This window comes from Bifidobacterium sp. UBA6881 (genome assembly GCA_002451435.1).
Lineage (GTDB): Bacteria > Actinomycetota > Actinomycetes > Actinomycetales > Bifidobacteriaceae > Bifidobacterium.
This window is the reverse complement of record DKCF01000013.1, coordinates 1,811-5,146: the sequence shown is the minus strand read 5'-3', so window position 1 is coordinate 5,146 and position 3,336 is coordinate 1,811. Positions and strand designations below refer to the sequence as shown.

General features: G+C 62.5%; 3 protein-coding genes. 2 read left to right on the top strand and 1 reads right to left on the bottom strand.

Annotated features, from left to right (window positions below; genetic code table 11):
- The coding region (locus B3C64_RS01050; protein ID WP_291533116.1) for a hypothetical protein at positions 1-197 on the bottom strand (197 nt) is incomplete at its 3' end.
- A 48-nt stretch (positions 198-245) separates the two neighbouring features.
- On the opposite strand from B3C64_RS01050, the gene oxc reads away from it, so the two are divergent.
- The gene (oxc, locus tag B3C64_RS01045) at positions 246-2,003 is read left to right on the top strand and encodes an oxalyl-CoA decarboxylase (RefSeq protein WP_291533114.1); all 1,758 of its coding nucleotides are present in this window, start codon (positions 246-248) and stop codon (positions 2,001-2,003) included.
- A gap of 172 nt (positions 2,004-2,175) precedes the next feature.
- Positions 2,176-3,336 (top strand): AEC family transporter (locus B3C64_RS01040; protein WP_291533113.1); only part of this gene is annotated, 1,161 nt, incomplete at its 3' end.

Genomic DNA, 3,336 nt, shown 5'->3' with positions numbered 1-3,336 from the left:
TGAGAGTCGCGCGCGTTGTTGTAAAAGCGCGTGTCTTGTGGGGAGCGTGTGACCGGTTGGACATGTGCCCGGTGCAGCGCGTGCGTCCTGCGGAAGCGCGTGCCGTATGGCCATACAACCGATGCAATCGAAGAACGCTGTAAAAATGACGATATTAAGCCATAGATGAACGATTTTTTCTGCTGACGAACTTCCATTTTCGTATATCTACAATCGGTGCGTCGTCAATACGAATGGAGGTTGCGATGACAGAAGAACAGAACCAGACCATCACGGACACGCCGCATTACCTTGCCAAGGCGTTGATGGCGAACGGCATCCGCGACATGTATGGCGTGGTCGGCATTCCCGTCACCGATTTCGCACGCATCGCGCAGGGCATGGGCATGCGCTATATCGGTATGCGGCATGAGGCCGACGCGGTCAATGCGGCCGCCGCCGAAGGCTTTCTCAACGCCAGGCCGGCGGTGGCGCTGACCGTGTCGGCGCCGGGATTCCTCAACGGATTGCCGGCGCTGCTGGAAGCCACCGTCAACGGATTCCCGGTCATCATGATCGGCGGATCGTCCACCCGCCACATCGTGGACCTCAACGAGGGCGAATACGAAGGCCTCGACCAGATGGGCTACGCCAAACCGTTCTGCAAGGCCTCGCTGCGCATCGACCGCATCGAGGACATCCCCCTGGCCGTGGCGCGTGCGGTACACATCGCATCCTGCGGCCGTCCGGGAGCCGTATACCTCGATCTGCCCGACGACACCGTGGCACAGATGCTATCCAAGGACGCTGCGAAAGCGAACCTGTGGACGCCGGCCGATCCGCAGCCGTCCATGCCGCCGTCACGCGCGTCGGTCGATGCGGCCATGGCGCTGCTGCGCCAAGCCAAGCATCCGCTGATGGTCATCGGCAAGGGCGCGGCGATCGCCCGCGCCGAAAAGGAAATCCGCGAATTCATCGGCAAAACCGACATCCCGTTCCAACCCATGTCGATGGCCAAAGGCGTGGTGCCGGACGATGATCCGCACAGCACCGCCAGCTGCCGTTCGCTTGCGTTGGGCAACGCCGACGTGGTGCTGCTCGTCGGCGCGCGCCTCAACTGGATGCTGTCGTTCGGCCAAGGCAAACCATGGAACAGCCAGGTGAGGTTCATCCAGATCGACATCGACCCGGAGGAGATCGACAACGCGCGCAAGATCGACGTGCCGATGGTGGGCGACATCCGCTCCGCCATGATGATGCTCAACGGCGCATTGGAAGAGCGTCCGTTCACGGCATCCGAGGAATGGCTTGGTCTGATTCGCAAGGCGGGCGCAGCGAACAAAGCGAAATTCGCGGCGAAGGAACGTTCCGAACAGGTGCCGATGAGCCATTTCAACGCGCTCGGCGCCATCGCGAAGGTCTACGACAGGCACCATGAGGATCTCATCCTCGCCAACGAAGGCGCCAACTCGCTCGACGACTGCCGCAACATCATCGCGATGCGCGAACCGCGTCGCCGTCTCGACTGCGGCACATGGGGCGTCATGGGATGCGGAACCGGCTATGCGATTGGCGCGGCGGTGGCCACCGGCAGGAAGGTGCTGTACATCGGCGGCGATTCCGCGTTCGGATTCGACGGCATGGAGGTCGAGACGGCATGCCGCTACCGGTTGCCGATCACATTCGTGGTGCTCAACAACGGCGGCATATACCGAGGCGATTTCGAAAACCTCGGCACGGACGGCGATCCGTCCCCGCTGACACTGACCTACGAGGCGCATTACGAAACAATGATCGAGGCGTTCGGCGGCGAAGGATATTACGCCACGACGCCGGAAGAGACCGAAGCGATGGTCGAGCGGGCCGTCATGTCCGGACGGCCGAGCTTCGTGCATGTGCAGCTCGCCAAATACGCGGGCAGGGAATCGGGCAACATCGGCTCGTTGAATCCCAAGCCGGTCGTCGGCGCGCTCGCCGCCTCCGAAGTCACCGCGCACGATTATGCGCAAGGCGCGCGCATGTAGCGACGCGCGTTCGCCGTCGGGCCTGACGAAACGCGAAAGTCCGGCGAATCGAACAGATCCCAAAACCAACAAGGAATCCAATCGATGAGGGGCCGTGGACGCGCGGACGGTGGAATGCGTGCGTCCACGGGCTTTCGTCGTGCGATAGAACGCAATCGAAAGAATCACAACATTGGCAAACATACTGGTCAACGACATCGTGCCGATCATCGTCGTCATGGCGCTCGGCTATATCTGCGGAAAACTCAGCTATTTCGATGACGACCAACGTCAGGGACTCAACAAAGTGGTGCTCAACATCGCATTGCCGGCCGCGTTGTTCGTCTCCATCATCAAGGCGACGAGGCGGATGCTCGCGCAGGACGCGACGCTTACGGCCATCGGCTTCATCGGCGTGGTCGTGATGTTCATGGTCTGCTACTACCTGTGCAGGCTGCTGTTCCACCGCACCATCCAGGAAGCCGCCGTCTGCGCGCTGATCGCGGGCTCTCCGACCATCGGCTTCCTCGGTTTCGCGGTGCTCGACCCGATTTACGGCAACACGGTGAGCACGAACCTGGTGATCGCCATCATCTCCATCGTCGTCAACGTGGTGACGTTGCCGATCGGCATGTACCTGATCAACCTCGGTCAGGCCAAGGACCGCGCGCGGCTGTCCGCGCAGGTCGCGCGGTCCGGGGCGGATGCGCGGTCCACTTCTGCCGCGATCGATGGATTGGCGAAGGATACGGCGGTTTCGGGCGCGGTCGGCAACGGAATGGAGAACGCGGCAAAAGGCGATGTCGCGCTTGATCCGACGCTCGACGCCAGACATGACAAAGACGCCGAGCTGATGGTGCGCGGCGCGAGGGGCGACGATGCCGACCGGCACGGCAATATGCAGGCGTTGCTGGACGCACTGAAGCAGCCGGTGTGCTGGGCGCCACTGCTCGCCATCGCGCTGGTGCTGCTCGGCATCCATGTTCCCGAGCAGGTGGCGCCGACGTTCGACCTGATCGCCAAGGCGAATTCCGGCGTCGCCGTGCTTTCCGCGGGGCTCGCGTTGTCGACCGTGCGGTTCTCGCTGGGCCGGGAAATCATCTGGAACACGTTCTTCCGTCTGATTCTCACGCCGGCCGTGTTCTTCGGCGTCGCGTTGCTGTGCGGCATGGGCGGCGACCTCGACAAGATCTCCATGCTCGTCATGTCGGTGGCGCTGCCGCCGGCGTTCTCCGGCATCATCATCTCCAGCCGATACAACATCTATGTGCGGGAAGGCGCGTCCACCACCGCCGTCGCGACCGTCGCGTTCGCGGCTACCTGCCTGCTGTGGATCTGGCTCGTGCCGTTCTGC

What these genes read in the sequence shown, in the direction of transcription:
- oxc (WP_291533114.1), top strand. Translation starts at nt 246, where the DNA reads ATGACAGAAGAACAGAACCAGACCATCACGGACACGCCGCATTACCTT.